Origin of the sequence: Nostoc sp. LPT, from assembly GCF_017115165.1 — a bacterium.
Lineage (GTDB): Bacteria > Cyanobacteriota > Cyanobacteriia > Cyanobacteriales > Nostocaceae > Nostoc.
The window spans coordinates 1-21716 of sequence record NZ_JABXKF010000172.1 but is presented as its reverse complement, the minus strand read 5'-3'; the positions used below and the strand labels follow the sequence as shown (position 1 = coordinate 21716).

At 41.6% G+C, this 21716-nt stretch carries 10 protein-coding genes and 3 pseudogenes; 4 read left to right on the top strand and 9 right to left on the bottom strand.

The annotated features are described in order from the left end of the window. Positions 1-126 precede the first annotated feature (126 nt). The 6 genes and pseudogenes from HWQ58_RS33205 to HWQ58_RS33175 all read right to left on the bottom strand — a co-directional run. Positions 127-3224, bottom strand: a pseudogene (locus HWQ58_RS33205) (serine/threonine-protein kinase PknK); the annotation flags it as partial. Between the two features lie 75 nt (positions 3225-3299). Then, the gene (locus HWQ58_RS33200) at positions 3300-8801 is read right to left on the bottom strand and encodes an ATP-binding sensor histidine kinase (protein WP_292872314.1); all 5502 of its coding nucleotides are present in this window, start codon (positions 8799-8801) and stop codon (positions 3300-3302) included. A 73-nt stretch (positions 8802-8874) separates the two neighbouring features. Continuing rightward, positions 8875-10683: a response regulator gene (locus HWQ58_RS33195; protein ID WP_366839074.1), complete on the bottom strand. Its 1809-nt coding sequence runs from the start codon at positions 10681-10683 to the stop codon at positions 8875-8877. Between the two features lie 145 nt (positions 10684-10828). Then, complete coding sequence (locus HWQ58_RS33185) at positions 10829-13123, bottom strand: ATP-binding protein (protein ID WP_292872312.1); 2295 nt, start codon at positions 13121-13123, stop codon at positions 10829-10831. A 313-nt stretch (positions 13124-13436) separates the two neighbouring features. Then, the gene (locus HWQ58_RS33180; RefSeq protein WP_292872310.1) at positions 13437-14993 is read right to left on the bottom strand and encodes an extracellular solute-binding protein; all 1557 of its coding nucleotides are present in this window, start codon (positions 14991-14993) and stop codon (positions 13437-13439) included. A gap of 154 nt (positions 14994-15147) precedes the next feature. Next, positions 15148-15384 carry a hypothetical protein gene (locus tag HWQ58_RS33175; RefSeq protein WP_292872308.1) on the bottom strand — a complete coding sequence of 79 codons (237 nt, stop codon included), beginning with the start codon at positions 15382-15384 and terminating at the stop codon, positions 15148-15150. A gap of 409 nt (positions 15385-15793) precedes the next feature. Between HWQ58_RS33175 and HWQ58_RS33170 the strand changes: the two genes are divergently transcribed. Genes HWQ58_RS33170 through HWQ58_RS33160 form a run of 3 tightly spaced genes read left to right on the top strand, consistent with a single transcriptional unit; the run spans position 15794 to position 18563 of the window. Next, positions 15794-16879 (top strand): spermidine/putrescine ABC transporter substrate-binding protein, encoded by a 1086-nt coding sequence (locus HWQ58_RS33170; protein ID WP_292872306.1) that lies wholly within the window; start codon positions 15794-15796, stop codon positions 16877-16879. Positions 16880-16907: 28 nt separating this feature from the next. Then, positions 16908-17801, top strand: a complete 894-nt coding sequence (locus HWQ58_RS33165) for an ABC transporter permease (protein ID WP_292872316.1) — start codon at positions 16908-16910, stop codon at positions 17799-17801. A 54-nt stretch (positions 17802-17855) separates the two neighbouring features. Then, positions 17856-18563, top strand: a complete 708-nt coding sequence (locus HWQ58_RS33160) for a Uma2 family endonuclease (RefSeq protein WP_292872304.1) — start codon at positions 17856-17858, stop codon at positions 18561-18563. Between the two features lie 76 nt (positions 18564-18639). Here the strand turns inward: HWQ58_RS33160 and HWQ58_RS33155 are convergent. The 3 genes and pseudogenes from HWQ58_RS33155 to HWQ58_RS33145 all read right to left on the bottom strand — a co-directional run. After that, a pseudogene (locus HWQ58_RS33155) lies at positions 18640-18867 on the bottom strand (methyl-accepting chemotaxis protein); the annotation flags it as partial. A 532-nt stretch (positions 18868-19399) separates the two neighbouring features. Further along, complete coding sequence (gene murQ, locus HWQ58_RS33150) at positions 19400-20326, bottom strand: N-acetylmuramic acid 6-phosphate etherase (protein ID WP_292872302.1); 927 nt, start codon at positions 20324-20326, stop codon at positions 19400-19402. Positions 20327-20449: 123 nt separating this feature from the next. Next, the gene (locus HWQ58_RS33145) at positions 20450-20878 is read right to left on the bottom strand and encodes a DUF3110 domain-containing protein (protein WP_292872300.1); all 429 of its coding nucleotides are present in this window, start codon (positions 20876-20878) and stop codon (positions 20450-20452) included. Between the two features lie 261 nt (positions 20879-21139). On the opposite strand from HWQ58_RS33145, the pseudogene HWQ58_RS33140 reads away from it, so the two are divergent. Then, positions 21140-21716: pseudogene (locus HWQ58_RS33140) on the top strand (hypothetical protein); the annotation flags it as partial.

Genomic DNA, 21716 nt, shown 5'->3' with positions numbered 1-21716 from the left:
TGATACTCCCCCTCAAGTGTCCCCCTTGTCAATACTCTGCCACCTGAATCCTTACTCTTTCTCAAGCTCTTCTAAGGGTGTACCTGCTAGATATTTGCTAAATGAAAGGAGAGCGATAGACTAGGCAGCGTGTTCCAAATCCCCACATTCTAAGCCAGCAGAATAGGCTTCTTGTAAAAAGCTGAATGTTTTTTTAATGGGCTGTTTCCAATGCTTAATCACATAGTTAACGATAAATAATGTACTGCTCTTTACTTCTCGAATATTCCAACGAAGTAGTAAACTCATGGCGAGTTGACCAAATTGATATCCAGTATCAATATCTCCGATCTTTCCGCATAAAATAGCGCCATATAAAGCATAGGCAAACGGAGAAAGGGCAGCATTTCCGAACCTGATCGATAACTCAACCTTCGTTAAAATAACAAGCGGCACGAGTTGCGGAAAAGAATTAAAAACAACTGGAATAATCGCAAATAGAATTTGCATGATTGCCAATGATTCAGGATCAGTCATTTTGTCAAGATTGACTAAATCCTCAATGCGTTTTTCCGCTAAATGTAATGCAACCTGTTCTAATTTGTGTTGAATGTCTTGTGGAGAGGGTTGATTGGGTAGTTCTACACCAAGTGTTTGCAACACACTCAAGGCAGTTTGCATCACCTCTTCATTTCTACCCTGGGCAGCGTATGCCTGAATTTGAGTCTGATAAGAAGTTACCCGATCTAAAGAATGATGAGTATTGCTAAATACAGCTTGGATGAATTGTTGCATAGACTCAAAGTGTCCTAGCAGATAGGCAACTTCGCCAGCCCGTTCGTGGAGTGTCAATGCCAGATCGTACTGAACCTGCCAGCATTCAGGTGTTAATAGACCTAGCCCTATTTTGAAATAGCTGAATGCAGGTTCATAGGCGATCGCGTTTTTTGCTTTTTGCCCAGCCATTAAATTCAAAGAAGCTAGTTCTGCCTTTTCTAGCGGTTGATCGATCAGAGGAATTCCTAAGTTCAAATGGTTAACGATTTCAAAAATATTGTCTTCTAGATTTTTATCTTCCACATTTTGTAGTAGCAATTGACCAATCTGAAGATGAGTAATTTGCTTTTGGTCATCGGGAATCAGAGAATAGGCGGCTTGTTGAACGCGATCGTGTAAAAACTGATAAGTGGGATTCGCTGAAGCATTCAATGCTTCTTCATTATCAGATTGGGTAAAGAATTTATAGATTTTGGTAGTAGGAATTACTAAGCCTTTCTGCAACGCTTTCCATAAAGCCGTAGCCGTACTTACTGCTGATTTCTCACTGACAATTACTAAGGTATTCAAATCAAACTGCGCTCCAATACAGGCCGCTAGTTTGAGCATTTCTTGAGTCTGGGTTGGCAATTTATGCAATTGCAAAGCCATGAATTCTACTACATCATCAGTAATTGCCAAGGCTTCGACTTGAGCCAGATCGCACTGCCAATGTTGAATTTCCCAATTAAAGCTAATTAACTTGTCATCATGCAATACTTTGAGAAACTGGGTGGCAAAAAATGGGTTACCTTGGGTTTTTTTGTACACCAATTCGGTCAACGGTTGAGCCTGAGATAATTTGCAATTGAGTGTATCTGCTACTAACTGATTGAGATCCACCCGGCTTAACGGCGATAAGGTAATTGTCTTCACCGTTGCTCCCGTTTTGACAAGTTCATCTACGGTGAGGATGAATGGGTGAGCCGATGACACTTCATTGTCTCGATACGCACCTAATATTAAGAGATGTCCCGTCTCTGCCATTAATAATTTCAACAAGTTCAGCGATGCCGAATCTGCCCATTGTAAGTCATCTAAAAATATCACTAAGGGATGTTCAATACTTGTGAAGATTTGCACAAATTTTGGCAGGAGCAAATTGAAGCGATTTTGAGCGGCACTTCCTGATAGTTCCGTGGCTGGGGGCTGTGAGCCGATGATGTTTTCTAATTCAGGAATTACGTCAATTAAAACTTGTCCGTTGTCTCCTATGGCGGCTAATATCTGGGTTTTCCAACTTTGCAATTGGGCATCACTTTCACTTAGCAATTGTCCCATCAAATCTCGGAAGGCTTGGACAAAGGCACTGAAGGGAATATTGCGTTGAAATTGGTCATATTTGCCTTTGATGAAGTAACCCCGTTGTCGGACAATGGGTTTATGAACTTCATTGACTACTGCGGTTTTTCCAATTCCGGAAAATCCTGCCACTAGCATCATTTCTGTGCTGCCTGTGCTGACTCTTTCAAAGGCGGTTAATAGTTGATTAACTTCAGTTTCTCTGCCATAGAGTTTTTCCGGGATGATGAAGCGATCGCACAAATCCCTACGCGCAATTTCAAAATTTTCAATCTAACCCGTTTCTTGTAGCTGATCTAAACAATTTTCTAAATCAAATTTCAGTCCCAATGCGCTTTGATATCTCTCTTCAGCATTTTTTGCCATCAATTTCATGACGATATCACAAATCACTTGGGGAATATCTTCTCTATTGCCTAAAAGTGGTGGAATTTAGCAATATGAGAATGTACCAACTCCATTGGATCGTTTGATGCAAAAGGTAAATCTCCCGTGAGTAATTCGTAAAAAGTGACACCGACTGAATAAAAATTAGTACGGTAGTCAATCCCCCGATTCATTCTGCCTGTTTGTTCTGGAGATATATAAGCAAGTGTTCCTTCTAAGACATTGAGATTGATTAGTGTTTGGGTTTCCCGTGGTAGTAAAGATGCAATACTAAAGTCAATTAATTTAACTTCTTTTGTTTCGGGATTAATTAAAATATTCGCGGGTTTAATATCTTTATGAATAATGCGCGAGCGGTAAAGTATATCTAAGGTATTGCACAGTGCGATCGCAATTCGTAAAAACTCTTCAGCAGATGCGATATATCGCCTCTGGTCAGAGGTGAAATAATCTTTAAGAGAAATCCCCCCAAAGTCTTCCATCACCAGCGCATAGCCATTTTGGTAGGCTTCTAGGCTATAGGTTTGGACGATTAGCTCTGAGTTGAGATTTTTAGCAATGGTGTACTGATTGCGAAACGACAAGAGTTCAGAGAAGCTGGGATAAGGATTTTTCAGCAGTTTAATCACTACTGGTATTGAGTCAGTCTCTCGATACCCTCGATAAACTAGGGTTCTGGAACCATTGTAGAGTTCTTCATTGATGCGATATCCAGGAATACTGACTAGAGTGCTAACCATATTGCGCTCATCCTTAATATTTTCAGATTTAGTATTCCCGGATATCTGAAGTTGTTTACCAAAAATCGCCAAAAATTATACCGGAATTTCAATAAAAAATTCTGTTCCCTCTCCTGGTGTAGAAATGCAGCTTAACTGACCCCCATGTTTTTCTACCACAATCGAATAGCTAGTTGATAATCCTAAACCCGTACCACTACCTACTGATTTCGTCGTAAAAAATGGATTAAATATCTTATTTTGCACGGACTTACTCATGCCTATACCGTTGTCTGCAATAGAGATTAATATCTTGTTTGATTCTTTTAATTCAGTCTTAATTACAATAGTAGGCTGGCGATTTTTATCTGATGTTTTTAAGGCATCAATGGCATTATTTATAATGTTCATAAACACCTGATTAAGAGCAGAAACATAACAATTAACTAAAGGTAATTGACCATATTTTTGAATGACTGCAATCTCTGTATCTTTACTATTATTCTGAAGTCGATGCTGCAAAATTAACAGCGTGCTATCAATACCGGAGTGAATGTCTACAGGTTTGATTTCTGATTCATCCAAACGGGAAAATTTTCGCAATGACAGCACAATTTGACAGATGCGATCTGCTCCCACCCTCATCGAGGATAAGAGCTTTTGTAAATCGTTGACTAAAAATTCTAGTTCCATTTCTGCCATTTTCTCAGCAATCTCTGGCAATGGTTGCGGATAAAGTTGCTGATATAAATTATTTAATTCAATTAAGGATGCAACGTATTCACTTGCTGGTTCTAAGTTGCCATAGATGAAATTAATCGGATTATTAATTTCATGAGCAATTCCAGCAACTAGCTGTCCTAAACCGGACATTTTTTCTGATTGAATTAGTTGGGCTTGAGTCGAGTAAAGTTTCTCCAGTGTTGATTCTAGCTGAGTAGCCTTTTGTGTTATTTCCTGGGTGCGTTCTTCTACTTTTCGCTCCAGAGTGTGGGAATATTCCTCTAATTGGCGATAAAGTTGAGCATTTTCTAGGGAGATAGCTGCTTGACTGGTGAGAAGTTTGAGAACTTGTAGGCGATCGCTCGTAAACGCTCCCACTGTCAGGTTATTTTCTAGGTATAAAATGCCAATCAACTTGCTTTGATTGAGAATTGGCGCACAGATAATACTCTTGGGTGAGTGGCGCAGAATATAGGGATCAGCCGCTAGGGTTGGCTCAATTAGTGCATTATCAATCACAGCCAAGGTGAGGGTATTTTTGACCCGATTGATTAGGGTAACAGGTACTGTTTGATGATCCTCAAAGGACAGCGAGAGTGCATCCGCACCGTTACGCGATCGCAAGACAATGGTAGGGTGTTCGAGTTGAGAGAATGCCTCAATTACCCAGCGATCATCGCATGAAGGCATCAGCAGCGCACATTTATCAGCTCCGGCATTTTTGAGTATGATCTCAAGTAGAATCGAGAGTAATTTCTCCAACTCAATTTCACTCGACAGTGATTGAGAAGCTTTAAGAATAGTTGCCAGATCGAGGGCTTCTGAAAGGCTAGTATTACTGACGATGGAACTTTGAATCGTCTGTGAGAAGACAGGAATCATCGTTTCCGTGGGTGTGAAAGATGGTTGCTGTTTTTGGAGAATTGCTAGGATTAGTAGGGGATAGCGGGTTTCTAAATCGATAACTTTGGCTTTTGCTCCCCAACGGGTGTAACAATAGTAGGCTTCGGTCATGTAGACTTGAGCGATTTTTTCTTTACCCCAATCGAGATAAAATTTGGCGGCGAGTTCATTGGCTAATGCTTCTTCGTTGAGGTATTGATTTTCTTTGGCGAGTTGAATGGCGCGATCGTAAAGAGCGATCGCCTCTAGATATTTCTTCAGTATCCGATGTTGTTCTGCTTCTACCAGTAGAAACTTATGTTGGTAATTGCTTGGGGCGTAAAAAGCCCACTTCTGGAGTTTTTTCTGATTCGCTTTGACCTGCTTGAGGAGTTGCTGACGTTCTGAAGATGAGACTTTTGGATAAACAGCCAACCGCGCCAGGGAGTCATAAAAGTAATATAGGACTGTGCCCAATGATGATACACTACTATCAAGATAAAGTTTTGCCACCTTCGCTTTTTCAACGGCTTCAGCATACTCCTCAAACAAGTAATGTAAGTATTGTTGGTGAACATAGCTCATGAACAACCCTAAGTGATCTTTGGTGGCTTGCTGCATAGGAATTACCTCGGCAGCTTGATAACTTTCCCCCGACAAGATGCTGGGATTGTTGGTATGACCCAGAAGATTTAAGGTAACTTGATGATGAAGTTGTAGGTAAATTAAGCCATTTTTCTGGTTTAACGGGGCGATCGCCGATAGTAGCGATCGCATTGTTTGTTCCGTGTCGCTTAAGTATTTTCCTGTACAATACTGGTTGTAAGAATACATACCTGCCGCCCAAGTTGCATATTCGACATCTCCTGTTTCTAGCCCTGTTTGGTAAGCCTCTAACAGCAATGGAATGCTGTCTTTTACAGGTTCGCGCCAATGGCTGATTAAGATACAGTTTATGAAGAGGGTTTGTGCCTTTAAATCAGTGGCGTTAAAACGCTCTAACACTTGCAAAGCCAATTGCCCAAACTGATAACCCGCTTCAATATCCATCACCACACCGCAAAGAATCATTCCATACCAAGCGTAGGCAACGGCTGAAAGGGGGGTATTACCGTAGCGAACCGATAAATTAATCCGTTCAAAGACGAATAGCGGCATCAACTGTGGAGCGCAGATATAAGTCGCAGATGCCGCACTTGATAAAATTCGCATGATCGCCAGCGCCTTGGGATTGCTCATCTTGGGTAAATCGATCAACTCTGCTGTTTTTTTATTACCCAAGATCAGCTTTGTTTTCGCTAATCCCAGCAAGACATCGATTTTGGTAGGTTGTTTGGGAAGTTTAAGTCCCAACTGCCGTAGTACATCTAGGCCAATAGAAACAGCCTCCTGAATCTGGTTTTGAGCAATATGAGACAATATTTTAGTCTCGTAGGCACTAACTTGATCGAGTAAATTTCTTGCATTTTGCAAAATTGAGGCAATTAGTCGATCTGTTTGCTCAAATTGGCTGCATAGATAAGCGACTCCAGCGCCTAAATCATACAGTGCCAAGGTCAAGGGATAGTTATCTTGCCATTTTGTATCTGGTAGTCGATCAATGCCCTTGCTCACAAACATGAAGGCGGCATCAAAGGCGGCAGCAGCTTTAGCGGCTTTGCCTGCCTGTAAGTTGAGGGTGGCAAATTCATAGCGGGCGTGAGGCTCGGTAATTAACTCGGCGGCTAAGTTAAAATGACCGACAATATCAAAAATTCTTTCCTGACGGTGGGTTTCGCTACTGTTGCGAAGTAGCAATGTAGCGATTTCTAGATGGGTAATTTGTTTTTGGTGATCAAGAATCAGAGAATAAGCAGCTTGCTGAATGCGATCGTGCAAAAACCGATAAGTCGGATTTGCTGCGGCATCAGAAACCGATGCACTATCAGACTGAATAAAAAACTTATAGATTTCCGTATTTGGAATAATCAACCCTTCTTGCAAAGCTTTCCATAAATCAGCCGCTGTTGCTTCTAATGATTGTTCTGAAACGATCGCCAGCGTATTCAAATCAAATTGTGCCCCAATACAAGCCGCTAGTTTCAGAACATTCTGAGTCTGGTTCGGCAACTTTTGCAATTGCAGTGCCATAAACTCCACCACATCATCGGTAAGTGCTAAGGCTCTGACTTGAGCGATATCACACTGCCACCCCCCTTGTACCCCCCTCTGTCCCCCCTTGGTAAGGGGGGTGGGGGACTGAGGGGGGTCAAAAGTAATCTGTCCATCTTCATACAATGCTTTCAGAAATTGCGTGGCAAAAAAAGGATTGCCTTTCGTTTTTTTTACCACCAATTCCGTTAATGGGTGAGCTAGGGATAACTTGCAATTTAGCGTATCTGCCACCAACTGATTCATATCTGCTAAACTTAACGATTGCAGTGTAATGGTATTAACCACTGCTCCCGTTTTGACGATCTCATCTACAGTAAGAATGAATGGATGAGCCGGTGATATTTCATTATCCCGATACGCACCCAAGATTAATAAATATCCGGTTCCTGACATCAACAATTGCAGCAATTTCAGCGATGCGGAATCTGCCCACTGTAAGTCATCTAAAAACATCACTAAGGGATGTTCTTGGCTCGTGAAGATTTGCACAAATTTCTGCATCAGCAGATTGAAGCGATTTTGGGCAGCAGTTCCCGATAGTTCTGTGACTGGGGGCTGTTTGCCGATAATGCGCTTTAATGATGGAATGACATCAATTAAGACTTGTCCATTTTCTCCAACGGCTTCGAGAATCTTAGTTTTCCAGGTTTGTAGTTGTGCATCTGATTCTGAAAGTAATTGCCCCATTAAGTCTCGGAAGGCTTGGACAAAGGCGCTAAAGGGAATATTGCGCCCAAACTGGTCGTATTTGCCTTTGATAAAGTAACCACGTTGGCGAACAATGGGTTTATGAACTTCATTGACAACGGCAGTTTTTCCAATGCCAGAAAAACCTGCTACTAGCATCATTTCCGTTGCCCCAAGACTCACTTTTTCAAATGTTTGGAGGAGGATTGATACTTCAGTTTCTCGACCGTAGAGTTTTTCGGGGATAGTAAAGCGATCGCTAATATCTCGCTCTCCTAATGTAAAATATTCAATGTTTGCGGTGGCTTTTAATTGACTTAGACAAACTTCTAAATCATGCTTTATTCCTAATGCACTTTCATAGCGAGCTTCGGCATTTTTATTGATTAACTTACTAATAATTTCAGATATAATTAACGGAATATTAGGATTTATTTGATGGATTTGAATAGGATTTTTTGCCAAGTGGCAATGTACCAATTCCATCGGATCATCGGAGATAAATGGTAATTGTCCCGTGAGTAATTCATAAAAAGTGACACCTAATGAGTAAAAGTCACTGCGGTAATCAATCCCCCGATTCATCCGTCCAGTTTGCTCTGGTGAAAGATAGGCAAGTGTGCCTTCTAAAGCATTGGCATTTTGGATATTTTGCGTTTCTCGTGGTAGTAAAGATGCAATACTAAAGTCGATTAATTTAACTTGTTTAGTTTCAGGATTAATTAAAATATTGGCGGGTTTAATATCTTTATGAATAATGCGAGCGCGGTATAGTATGTCTAAGGTATTGCATAGTGCGATCGCTATTTCTAAAAACTGTTGTAGAGACGCTATATATCGCGTCTCTGGTGAGGTGAAATAATTTTTGAGAGAAATCCCTCCAAAGTCTTCCATCACCAGTGCATAGCCATTTTGGAAAGGTTCCAGGCTATAAGTTTGGATGATTAGCGGTGAGTTGAGATTTTTAGCAATGGTGTACTGATTGCGAAACGACAAGAGTTCGCCCAAACTCGGATAAGGATTTTTCAGCAGTTTAATGACTATCGGTAATGAGTCAGTTTCTCGATACCCTCGATAAACTAGGGTTCTGGAACCATTGTAGAGTTCTTCTGTGATGTGATATCCAGGAGTACTGACAAAAGTGCTAACCATATTACTAAATCCTCACAATTTCTAGATTTAGTATTCCCAGATATATAAAGTTTTTCTAAACACGAGCAAAAATCTACACTGGTATTTCAATGATAAATTCTGTTCCTTCACCCAGAACTGAGTTAAAGCTTAATTTTCCGCCGTGGGTTTCTTCAACTATTTGACGAGCGATCGCCAACCCCAACCCTGTCCCTTGACCAACAGCTTTCGTCGTAAATAAATGGTCAAATATCTTTTGTTTGACTTGTTCATTTATTCCCTGACCATTATCTTTAATCTTAATAATTACTTTTTGCTTTTCCTCACTAATTTGAGTAATAATTGTGATGCAATTAGGATTAATTTTTATCTCTTCAAAACCACGTCCAATATTTGACTCTTCCAAAGCATCAATAGCATTTGCCAGAATATTCATAAACACCTGATTCAACTGCCCAACAAAGCATTCTACTAATGGTAGCTGACCATATTCTTTGATAACTTTAATTTCTGGACGGGTTTTTGAAGATTTGAGACGATGTTTGAGAATCAAAATGGTGCTGTCGATGCCATCATGAATGTTACAAGCGATGGGGCGATCGCTATCAGCACGAGAGAAGGTTCGTAAAGAAGTACTAATATCCCGAATTCGCTTCACCCCTTCTTGCATAGAACCCACTAACTTAGGTAAGTCTTCGCGGATGTAATCGAGGTCAATTGCTTCGATTTCGTCTTGAATTATCCCACTGGGATGAGAATATTCCTGTTGATACAAATCAATTAAGCCAAATATATCCTTGATATAATCTAAAGCAGGTTGAATATTGCCGCCCAGGAAGCCAACAGGGTTATTGATTTCATGTGCCACCCCCGCGACAAGGTTTCCCAGTGCCGACATTTTTTCACTTTGCACCAATTGCACTTGAGTGCCTTGAAGTTCTGCTAGTGCTTCTTCTAGATTTTGTTTTTGTTGTTTGAGTTCTTCTTGTGCCAACTGACGTTCAGTAATGTCTTCTGTTACTAATAAAATGCCGAAGACATTTCCTTTGGCATCGCGTAAAGGCATCTTGCTCGTATCCAACCAAATTTGCTCACCATCCGCCCGTTGCCATTGTTCAATAATATGGAGTTCTGCTTGACCAGACTCCATGATGCGGCGATCGCACACACGATAGCAATCGGATTCTTCTTTGCTCGTCTGTAAATCATAATCGGTTTTACCCACAATTTCATCAGGCGAACTTAAGTTTAGTGCATCAGCCAAGCTTTGATTACAGCCCAAAAACACTGAATTGATATCTTTCCACCCTACCCAGTGGGGAATAGTATCAAATACTAACCGCATCAATTGTTGAGTTTGCTTGAGGGTTTCAATCGATGCAAATAATTCCTGGGTTCGTTCAGTAACTCGTTGCTCTAGTTGCTCAGTAAGTTTTTGCAGTTCTGTATTTCTGGCTTCAAGAGACTGGCTCAATTGGTTAAGCTTTAAGTGAGTTCGCACCCGTGCTAAAACTTCACTTTGTTGAAACGGTTTGGTGATGTAGTCAATAGCTCCTAATTCAAAGCCAGTGACTTTATTTACCGATTCAGAAAGAGCGGTGATAAAGATAATCGGAATATTTCGGGTTTTCAGATTGGCTTTAATGTGCTGACAGGTTTCAAAGCCATTCATCCCCGGCATCATCACATCCAGTAAAATCAAAGACACTGGAGCATGTTCCAATTGCTGTAAAGCACCCTCACCACTGGTGGCGATCGCAACTTCAAAACCAGCTTGGGCTAAGGTGTCTGAAAGCACCTTCAAGTTATTTGGCACATCATCGACAATGAGGATAATACCATTATCAAATGGGTTTGTAACAGGATTGTTAAATGCAATGGAATTTTCAGAAAATGCCGTCACGTCGCTTCGCTCCGAATTCAAAATTCAAAATTCAATAATTTTTGATCCCCATAAATAAATTTAGGGGCTTGTATCATGAGTCGTTTTCGGTCATAGCGAAAATGGTAATGAGATAACAAAGGGTTTATCAGACTGAACTAGTAGATTAACTCTTAAGATTGGGAAGATACTGTTCAAGTAATGTTCGGATTTTTTCAATTTGGAAATTATCTCCATACTCACGTACTGCTTTAACAAATGGTTGGTACTGCTCATCTGCTTTTTCCAAAGTTTTTAGCTGTTGCTCAATCGCCATCAAACGTCCCTGCAACGCCAATGTGTGCAATTGTGACAAAACCTCCTCGGTCGGTGGAACGATCTCATCTGGGCTGGATGAAGATATTGCCTCTGAGTTGGCACTCATCGGCTCTACAGCAATGGAATTTTGCTCATAAATCCATTTCAGATTTAAGTATTTTTCCAATAACTTTAACAACACCGAAGCTTCTACAGGCTTGGACAAAAAAGTATCAGCTCCGGCTGTGATACTTTCATTTTGGTCACTCTCAAACACACTAGCCGAAGAAGCGATCGCTGGAACATTCTGCAACTCAGGAATCTGTCGCAACTGTCGCAGCATCTCGCAGCCATCCATTTCTGGCATCATCAAGTCTGTAATAATCAGGTCAGGATGAATCTCTTTCGCCTTGTCTAATCCTTCTTTCCCATTGCTGACATCAATCACTGTAAAACCCAAAGGTTCCAGTAAACTCACCAAAACTGAGCGATTCTCCCAACGATCATCGACTACCAACACCTGGCGCTTACTACCTTCAAATCCGACAATCTTGCCTTGCTTAGTTGTTCGCAGACTTGCTGCCCATTCTTGAGCTTCGCGAAGTTCAACCTCAAACCAGAAAGTGCTACCTTTTCCAAGTTGGCTGTCCACATTTAGAGTGCTATCCATCAGAGAAACGATTTGCAGACTGATTGCTAGTCCTAGTCCAGTACCTTCTGCTTGTTTCTTCACATCACCCACTTGTTCAAAGGGTTGGAAGATTTTCGTGAGTCCTGTTGGCGATATCCCAACCCCTGTATCTTCCACCTCAAAGCGAATTTGATAGGTTGCAGTTTCTAGTTTGTGAGTTTTAACGCGAAACGTCACTCCGCCTTCGTCAGTAAACTTTATGGCATTGCCCAATAAGTTAATCAACACTTGGCGTAGGCGTTTTTCATCGACTCTAATGCCTACGGGTAAATTAGAGTCAGGTTGATAGGTGAAGGGAATTCCTTTTTGACCAGCACGCACGCGCATCATCTCCGCAATGCCTTCGAGAAGTGCTGGGAAATTAGCATCGCTAGGATATAATTCCAACTTCCGGGCTTCGATTTTGGCGAGATCGAGGATATCGTTAATCAGATTGAGCAAATGATTGCCGCACTGATAGATGATATCTATACCTTTTTTAGCTCGTTCTGTTAAGGGTTCACCATTTTGGAGAATTTGGGCATAGCCCAGGATGCCATTAAGTGGTGTTCGCAGTTCATGGCTCATGTTAGCGAGAAACTCACTCTTGGCAAGGTTGGCAGTATCGGCTTTCTCTTTTGCTTCTGCTAGTTGTAGTGTGCGTTCTTCTACTTTTTGTTCTAAGGTGGCAAAGGAGGTTTGCAACTGTTTGGCCATGCTATTAAAAGATGCGGAGAGTTCTCCAAGTTCATCGGTGCGGTTGCTTGCTAGAGTGGCATTCCAATTCCCCGTTTCTAATTGCTTGGCGGCGCTATTGAGTTGTAAAATAGGTAGCACTACTAGCGATCGCGATAGCCAACGCACTAAAAATACAGTTACTAACAATACAGCCAAAAAATTTATCAGAGCAAATACGGCTACCGTATATTCCTGGCGTACCACAGAACTTGCATCCAATTCAACCACCAAGAATCCATTCACCCGACCCTGGAGATTGGTAATTGGGGCATAGCCGTAAAGAATGGTTTCACCATTGGCGGTTTGGTCAAATTCCTGCTCAACATACGGTGCATTGTGGGCAACAGCTGCATACAAATCATTTAATGACTTTGTGTAATCCATGCCAGTCAATACAGTTTTGTCTCGGTCGGCAGGGTCGTAGTTTAAGACATAGACAAATTTTTTATTTGGTTGCTGGCGTACCGTATAAATACGCTTAATATCTTTACTGGTTGCTTGAATAGCTACAAGTCTATCTTGATTAATTTTGTAAAAGGCGGAAGTGCGAGCGCTCGGTTTAACAATCAATCCGTGATAATCGCTATCCATTTGTGGAACTGCCAGACTGACAACCGCCAAAAGACGATTACGGATTGCCTGCCGTTGACTAGAGTACAACTGCCAGTACATCCCCGAAGCTATTGTCCCAGCCATTACCGCAATTAGCACTGAATAAGAAGCAATAATTTTTGTGCTGAGGTTCCAATTTCGCACGCTCTGTGGCTCCTTTTACAGCCCCAAACTACTGAGATGGGCAGTGCATTGTTAGTCACTCTCAATGTGATTTTTGCCCAATTATTTCTAAGATGCCCACTTCATCTGTCAAATGAACAGTCATTAGTCATTAGTCATTGGTTATTATAGCCGTAGCCACATAGGTTAGGACAATGTTGATTGCTAAAAGCCTTGATTTAACTGGGTTTCTACTCAGCACGGGCTAAACGCCCCGCTGACGCTAACAGCACTCAGCACTCAGCACTTTGCTATAATTCTTCTCCCTCACTCCCTCATCTTCCCCCGCTCCCCCTCATAGCCCAAGGCTGGCGCGGTAAGCGGCGTGCTGAGACTCCCGCCCTACTTTGTTAGTAATCTGCTCCCATCTTTGTTCAATCTGCTGCATTGCCTGCTCGGTTGTAATTTTGTTCCCCAAGAACTTAGATACAACAGCATCAAGAACTTCAAATTGATATTGTTGATTATGGGGAATGGTCAAACTCAAAACCATATTGGGACTATTCAAGCTGATGCCGAGCGCTGCAAGATAGTTGTTGGCTGCTTCAGACGACATCCCAGATTTAATCCAGGGATCTGAGTTTTTAAATTGCGAAATTCGGTAGGGGTTCAAGCCCGTTGCCCCAATCGTCACATCCACGTTAGACTGAGCAGGTTGACTCATGTAAGAGAAAAACGAGTATGCGGCATCCTTGACTTTTGGTGCTGCCTTAGCATAAATTACACTTGTCCAACCGATATTGGCGGCATAAGGTGCGTGATTGACACCATCAATGGCGTAAGGACAGATAAATTTATCGCAGACAACCAGTTTGTTAGTCTGGCGATCGAGCACTTCAGTAGTGCCTGGAGTGATCACAGCCCCTACTTTATCCATCACTTTAGACACAGATAGATCGATGGCTAAGGGTCCAACATCGCCCCAATCAATGGTCAGGGCGCACCTGCCAGTAATAAATAATTCTCTAGCTTTGACATTACCTAGATTCTCATCCTGGGGAATTCCATAGTCCATCGCTTGTTTATAAATATCCAGTGCTTTGGCAAAGGCGGGATTGTTCACCAGAGGCTTCATTGTGTCTGGGTCAAAAAATGTCCCTTGTGCGGTTCCCTGAGATTGCAAAAAAGGAGTGGCAATGGATATCAATAGGCTTGTGTTATTATCAGCAGCACCTTTGGACATACAAGAGCCATAGTCTGGTGTACCGTCACCATTCAAGTCTTTACCGTGAAACCGTTTGGCGATCGCCAGATACTCATCCCAGTTTGTCGGAGGTGTTAACCCCGCTTGCTTTAACAAATCAGTGCGGTAATAAACCATGTGAAAGTCCCCATCCAACGGAATACTGTAGATGCGTCCTTTATAAGTCGCACTAAAATTCCGAAAGATCGGTGCGATATCTTCCCACTGGATGGCTGCATCAGACTTGACTCGCGCCGTTAAATCTTCCACAAAGCCAGCATCGATAAAGTCAATCTGCCATGAAGGTAAAATAACTGCCATATCGTACTTTGAAGCACTGCTAGACCAATCCTTTTGCAGTATGTTGTATAAATTTTGAAAAGGAACGCCTGTCAGATTGACCTTCGCTCCAGTCAAGGCTTCAAACCCAGCAATCCGTCTCTTAGTACCTGTACGAACGGTTTCATCCTGAGTGATGACGTTAATCGTCACGCCGTCAAAGCGTTGTGCAGTCTGGTTGATTTGGGTTGGACTAGGAGATGAAGCTGTTTGAGAATTGGGTGGGGAACTGCAACCTGGAACCCCTAAACTCAACCATAGGGCAGCCAGGAAAATCAGATAATATCGAACTCGCTGCCACACAGAGCAAAAGTTTTGCCAATTAGACATTTTATAATTCTCTTCCTCTGGCTTTTAATTGCCAAATATTGACGATTTTCAGATTTATTATTCCCAGATGTATTAATTTTTTATAGGGTTAGCCCAAGACTGGCGCGGTAGGTTGCGCATTGAGACTTACGCCCCACTTTTCCTGTTGTAGTTTTTAGTAAAGGTCTCCCAGCAGAAAAGCTACCATCTTGACCTTTGCACCAGTCAAAGATTCAAACTTACCAATGTGCCGATTAAGTGCAACATCGAGTACTCCTTTTTGAGTAATGACGTTAATCGTCACACCATCAAAGTGTTGTGCAATCAGGTTGATCTGGGTGGGTTGAGAGATGAAGTTGTTTGAGAATTGGGTGGCGAAAAACTGCAACCTGGAATCCCTAAACTCAACCACAGAGCAGCCAGGAAAATCAGATAATATCGAACTCCCTGAAACTGGGAGCGAAAGTTTTGCCAATTAGACATTTGGATGATTCCTCCTTACAGTTATAAATCCAAAACGCCTGTAACAGTTTTAACTGGTAAGGTAAGGACAAACCCTGTGATTTTTGCTAGTACAGAAGTGCAGTTCAGCTTGCCAAGCTGGGTTTTCTTGATAATTTGACGATCGCTCGCTTTGTTAATTTTTATAACTCAACCTTGATTAAAAACCGTGCTTAACACTAGCTGACACCAGTAACTTATTAACAGTTGCATAGGTAGATACACTTAAGTTAATCTTTAAACTACCTATGGGCACTCCAATTAAAGGCATATTTAGAGTCAATCGGCAACAATACAAAAGATGATTAACTATTAACTTAATGACTAACAGACGCCAATTTTTAAAAGGGGTGGCAGCACTTTCTAGCTTATCTTTAGGTGGTTGTGGCTGGAGGCTGGCTGAAGTACGTGCTAATTCTAATACCAATAGTCAGCGTGACCAACTTTATATCTTTACCTGGACGCAATATACTGACAACCAATTATTGAAAACTTTTAGCGTCCAAACTGGCATAAAAGTGCTGGCAGATGTGTATGATTCCAATGATGTCATGCTGGCTAAATTGCAAGCTGGAGGCGGTGGCACTTATAGCATCATCAACCCATCTGATTACATGGTACAAAAGATGGTAGACAAAGACTTGTTAACAGAAATAAATCACGATCGCTTAATCGGTCTAGAGAATTTATTTCCCCGGTTTCAGAATCCTAGTTATGACCCCAATAACCGCTACAGTATCCCTTTTAACTGGGGGACAACAGGTTTACTTTACAATTCCGAAAAAATTAAAGATACACCCCAAGATTGGGATTTTATTTGGCAAAATCAAGAGCAACTTAATCAGCGAATGACCTTGCTCAATGATGTTCGAGAAGTGATGGGTGCAACCTTACGAATGCTCGGTTATTCTTATAACTCAAAAAATGAACAAGAAATCAAACAAGCTTATGAAAAATTGAAGGTGCTAAAACCTGCGATCGCCCGTTTTGACACTGACGCTTGGCAAAATCAAATTCTCGCAGGAGATTTACTACTGGCAATGTGTTATTCAGCAGATGCAGTGAAAATCTCTCAAGAAAACCCTAAACTCAAATATGTGATTCCTCGCAGTGGTTCTTCATTATGGACAGACACCATTGTAATTCCCAAAACAGCCCCAAACCAGGCTGGAGCCTATGCTTGGATTAACATGATTTTGCAACCAGAAATAGCAGCCCAAATTACTCAACGCCTGAATATTTCTACGCCGAATAGCGCCGGATTTGAGCAGTTGCCAAAAACAATCCGAAACAACGCTAATTTGTTTCCGCCAGAATCCCTGTTAAAAAATTGTGAACGTGTTACACCTGTAGGAGAATTTGAAGAGGTTTACGATCGTTATTGGACTCAATTAACTAGCAGCTAAAAGAGTTAGGAGTTAGGAGTTAGGAGTGATTAATTTGGAAAAAAATGAGATTTATAAAATAGAAAAATTGCCGCATTCCGTCAGAAATTGGCTCCAACCTTTGGTATTGCTTGCACCATCTGGGATTTGGTTATTACTTTTGTTGGTGTTGCCAACTTTGATAATTTTCGAGTTAAGTTTAGTTGCAGACATCCGACCGGGAGATTTGGTCAATCCCAACGGATTCAAAAACTACATCCGAATATTTGACTCCCTTTACGTGCAAGTAATTGGGCGATCGCTATTTTTTGCGTTTGGTACTACAATAATTTGTTTAATTTTGGGCTTCCCCGTCGCCTATTGGATTGCTCAGATAGTACCACAGCGTTGGCGAAATTTACTGTTATTAGGTTTTGTTCTACCTTTGTGGACTTCTTCGTTACTGCGTTCTTATGCTTGGATTACAATTCTTCGTCCTACTGGTTTATTGAATAGTTTACTTAGCAATTTTGGCTTGCCTACTTGGGAATTACTCAACAATAGTCAAGCTGTATTGATTGGCATGAGTTACAGCTTATTACCTTATATGGTTTTGATTTTATATGCTTCTCTGGAAAAGCTAGACAAGCGGTTGCTAGAAGCTGCGGCTGATTTAGGTGCAAATCCGGTGGAAACTTTTTTCCAAGTAACCGTACCGCAAATTTTTCCGGGAATTGCGGCTGCTTCTATGCTTGTATTCATCACCGGCTTGGGAGATTTTGTCGATCCAGAATTACTCGGTGGTGCTTCTAGTATGACGGCGGCGCGGTTAGTTTATAACCAGTTTCTTGGAGCAACGCAAAATTGGGGATTTGGTTCAGCCTTGAGTATGACGTTAATTTTGCTTGTTAGTATTGCGATCGCACTTTTGATTAAGTTTGGGGAAGCTACACCCAAGCGCTAAACTTTTCGTCACTCATTTATAATAAGGGCATCAAACGCCAGCGAGACAACGGTTATGCTCTCACCCGATCTCAAAAATGCGTTACCAACTACCGACGAACTCCCCTGTTCAGACGATACACCAGTGGATAACGAAGACCAAAACTTTTTGCCCAATATTTTACTCTTCTTACTTAACTCCATTTGGGCAAATCGCATGGATTGGTACTTCGGAGTAGATATGGCAGTGTATCACACCACAGGAGTAAATCCTAGAGTACCTGTAGTGCCAGATGCTTTTTTAAGTCTGGGAGTAGAACGGAAAAAGGGTGGCAAATCACGCAAAAGTTATGCAGTTTGGGAAGAAAATGAGATAGTTCCAATATTCACATTAGAAATAGTATCCCATACTCCAGGAGGTGAATATGACGAAAAGCTAGATATATATAGAAAACTCGGTGTATTGTACTACGTAATTTATAACCCTGAGTTTTGGCGACGCGAGCGACATCAACCCTTGGAAGTGTATAAGTTGATTGATGGAAACTACCAACTACAAATAGGTGAACCCTATTTGATGCCAGAGATAGGGTTAGGTATTGGGCGACACCAAGCTGTAATTGGCGGCATACAACAGGAGTTTTTATGTTGGTATGACGAGCAAGGAAAGCGCTATTTGACGGATGCAGAACAGGCACAACAAGAACGGCAAAGGGCTGAACAATTAGCCGAATATTTACGTTCTCTAGGTGTAGATCCAAATAATCTACCTGATAATTCATAATTACGAATTACGAATTACGAATTGTTAATTTTTGGCGAGTGTCACTAACAAGATTTGTACCTTCTACTACCTGCTAAATACTAGTTTCCATTGCTACTGCAACTTCTCCAGTATCTGCTTGAATCTCCTGAACTAATTTTTCAATTTCGATGGTTGCTGCTGCTGACTGGCGAGATAAAGAACGGACTTCATCAGCTACAACTGCAAAGCCTTTGCCATATTCATCGGCACAAGTAGCTTCAATGGCTGCATTCAAAGTGAGTACGTTTGTCTGTGTGGCAAAATTATCAATCAAATTCACCACTCCGGTTAGGATTGATATCAAGTTCGGGTGATTACTTATAATAAAATCTATCAATGTAGGTTGGGTTGAACTTTAGTGTTACCCAACATCAATAACAATCAAATGTTGGGTTTTTTCCTCAACCCAACCTACGGATATTATAAGTGTTTAACCGAAACTGATATGAAGCGATACAGGGCAACGCGATCGCATCGCAGTAATTGTCTTACTTCTTGAATAGTTGTTTTAAAGATTTCTTGTACAATTGAATTTTTACTGAGGTAGAAAAGTTTATAATTTTTATGAGCATATCATTTTAAGAATTTTCATATAGAATCATATCCGTATAAGTTCTGAATTTTTGTTTAAAAAAGTAGAGAGTTGTACTTCATTTATTGAGATTGACAATAGAGGTTAAAATATTTATTTAAGTTTACTATTATTAATTATTATAATTAATGTCAATTTTTCTAGGGAATATTATTCTTAAAAAAAGGCGTGCTACTAAAATAAGTAGCAGCCAGATTATAAAGTATTTATTTAGAAAATTTCTTCAAAGTTGCTTATGGTTTTGATAACTGACAACAGCTGCCCTGAGATTACTTTGGTGTTCTGAAAGCAGCCGATCGCCCTCGTCTTTTTCCAAACCAGTCCAGTGCATCAATAGGGCTAGCTTAACCCATTTACCACTGCGTTCTAGTAAAAAACCAGCAGCTTCCCGACTTAAACCTGTAAGGTCTTGCAAAATTCGCAAAGCGCGATCGCGTAATTTTTGATTTGTTACTGCTACATCCACCATGCGATTGCCATAAACTTTGCCTAGCTTAACCATCACGCCGCTAGAAAGGATATTTAAAGCTAATTTAGTGGCTGTAGCAGCTTTCAGGCGAGTTGAGCCGGCGATTATTTCTGGCCCTGTCAATAGGCGAATATCAATATCAGCATCAAAGCTAACTTGTTGTGCAGGAACACAGGCGATAAAAATAGTTGTGGCTCCTCGCTGACGAGCAGCATGAAGCGCACCGTGGACATAAGGCGTTGTCCCACCAGCGGTAATGCCAACTACTACATCTAATTGGGTAATGTGTCGCCCAGCGATCGCAGCCTCACCATCTTCAACGCTGTCTTCTAAATCCTCAGAACTGCGTACTAATGCGCCAGCACCACCAGCAATAATCCCCTGTACCAACTCTGGGGGTGTACAAAAAGTAGGTGGACACTCAGCAGCATCTAACACGCCTAACCGACCACTTGTCCCTGCACCGATATAAAATAGGCGTCCTCCGTGGCGCAAACGCTCTGCGGTGCGCTCAATTGCCTCTGCTAACTGAATTTTCGCCACTGCAACTGCTGCGACAGCCTTTTGGTCTTCGTCATTAAACAACTCCACCAATTCTAGAGAACTGAGCTGGTCTAAGTTCACACTGTTAGGATTTACCAGCTCAGTTAAAAGATGCCCGCGTTCTTGCAAATTTGTCATTTGTCATTTGTCCTTTGTCATTTGTCCTTTGTCATTTGTCCGTTGTCATTTGTCATTTGTCAGTTAGCGACCAGTGACCAATGACCAATGACTAATGACTAATGACCAATGACCAATGACTACTTATAACAATCCTTCCAATTTGCGACGAATCTTCTCTAGTTCAGAATCAGACAATTCTGGTTCTTCTAGTGGCTGTTCATTAAGAGGGAAGGTGTCTTCAACAGTATCCTCCTTCTGGGCATTTTCTTGCCAGTCAGTTTTTTCGACGTTAAGTTCTGGGGGAGTTACAACTAAATTGCTGTTTTCTGGGATGATTTCCCATTCATATCCAGCACTTTCGCAAAATTCCTTGATTTCTTCAGCATCGATCGGCTCCGGTGTAGGTGCGGGGAAATCCTGAGCTTCTAACATCAAGGCAAAGCGCGTGGCATCGTCTTCTGACTCGAACATCAGAATTTTATTGCGATCGCCTTCGCGAATCGTATGAATCCCCTCATTTTCCGTTCGAGCATTAAAAATTAACACAAAAACACGCATTGGTGTAATCATCTGTCCTTTTTAAGGTTTATTCATATTAAAGTTCGACATTGTGTCTCAAGGAAAGTTACAGGAACAATTTTCACTCTAATTCAGATTTTCCTGAAAACGCCAATATTATTAAGCATAAGTATTGGATCGAGAAAATACCGTAACTCAATCAATGAGGTCTTGGGTTTAGTTGGCGTATCCTGGAAGTGGCATACTGAATCAATGTGCCAGTTAATGCTTGTGTGTGCCAGCGATATCCGGCAATTAATACAGTGAAAGCAAATGACTAAATATCCCGATCGAGATCCTTACTACCTTTCCCCTAACCGCAAGCGTCTGTGGTTGCTGGTGTTGAGTCGGGGTAGCATTGCTTTGAGCGGACTTTTACTGTTAGGAGTGATTGTCGGTATTTGGCGGTTATGGACTTTTGTTCAAACAGAGCTAACACCATTAGCACAACAAAGTCTCACTACTACACTCAACCGTCCGGTAAACCTGGGAAGAGTTACACAATTTTCGTTGACGGGAGTGCAGTTTGGGGCTTCAGCTATCCCAGCCACATCCACAGATCCAGACCGGGCCACAGTCGAATCTGTAGAGGTGGGTTTTGATCTGTTGCAACTAATCTTTAACCACCATTTAAAGCTAGATGTTACCTTAGTCAACCCAGATATTTACATTGAACAAGATGACCAAGGACGCTGGGTTTCCACTACTATAGCGTCGTCAGGTGAAGGGACCGCCATTAAAACTGATTTGGAAAATCTGCGGTTTCGCAATGCCAAGCTGGCATTGATGCCGCAGGAGAGAGTAGGGGTAAATGAGGGGACAGAGGGGCAGGGGGGCAGAGGGGTAGGGG